This is a genomic window from Lentilitoribacter sp. EG35, assembly GCF_040784015.1.
In the GTDB taxonomy this organism is placed as follows: Bacteria; Pseudomonadota; Alphaproteobacteria; order Rhizobiales; family Rhizobiaceae; genus Lentilitoribacter.
In genome coordinates, this window is sequence record NZ_JBFNGQ010000033.1 from 1 (window position 1) to 1176 (window position 1176).

At 45.8% G+C, this 1176-nt stretch carries 1 protein-coding gene; it reads left to right on the top strand.

Annotated elements, in window-relative coordinates; all coding sequences use genetic code 11:
* On the top strand, positions 1–1176 hold a 1176-nt coding region (gene tuf / locus AB2J24_RS19815; RefSeq protein ID WP_162652232.1), incomplete at its 5' end, for an elongation factor Tu.

Below are 1176 nucleotides of genomic sequence, written 5' to 3' on the forward strand. Positions count from 1 at the left end.
ATGGCAAAGGAAAAGTTTGAGCGCAATAAGCCTCACGTAAACATTGGCACGATTGGTCACGTTGATCATGGTAAAACGAGTTTGACAGCTGCTATCACGAAATTTTTTGGTGATTTTAAAGCTTACGACGAGATTGATGGTGCTCCCGAAGAGCGCGCACGTGGTATTACGATTTCGACAGCACACGTTGAGTACGAAACAGAGAACCGCCACTATGCGCACGTTGATTGCCCAGGCCACGCTGACTATGTGAAAAACATGATCACTGGTGCGGCTCAAATGGATGGTGCTATCCTTGTTTGTTCAGCGGCTGATGGCCCAATGCCACAAACACGTGAGCACATTTTGCTTGCGCGTCAGGTTGGTGTTCCTGCGATCGTTGTTTTCTTGAACAAAGTTGATCAGGTTGATGATGAAGAGCTACTTGAACTTGTTGAAATGGAAGTTCGTGAGCTACTCGACAGCTATGAGTTCCCAGGTGATGATATTCCAATCATCAAAGGTTCTGCTTTGGCAGCTCTTGAAGATTCAGACAAAACAATTGGTGAAGATGCTATTCGTGCATTGATGGCTGAAGTTGATACTTATATCCCAACTCCAGAACGTCCAATTGATCAGCCATTCCTTCTTCCTATTGAAGATGTGTTCTCAATTTCAGGCCGTGGTACAGTTGTAACGGGTCGTGTTGAGCGTGGCGTTATCAATGTTGGTGAAGAAATCGAGATTGTTGGTATCCGTGATACATCTAAAACAACATGTACTGGTGTTGAGATGTTCCGTAAGCTTCTTGATCGTGGTGAAGCTGGCGATAATGTTGGTGTTCTACTTCGTGGTATCGACCGTGAAGGTGTTGAGCGTGGGCAAATTCTTTGTAAGCCTGGTTCAGTTAAGCCACACACAAAGTTTGCTGCAGAAGCATACATCTTGACTAAAGAAGAGGGTGGTCGTCACACACCATTCTTTACCAACTATCGTCCACAGTTCTACTTCCGTACAACTGATGTGACTGGTGTTGTGTCTTTGCAAGAAGGTACAGAAATGGTGATGCCAGGCGATAATGTAACAGTCGACGTTGAGTTGATCGTTCCAATCGCGATGGAAGACCAGCTTCGCTTTGCGATCCGCGAAGGCGGCCGCACAGTTGGTGCCGGTATCGTTGCATCAATCACTGAATAA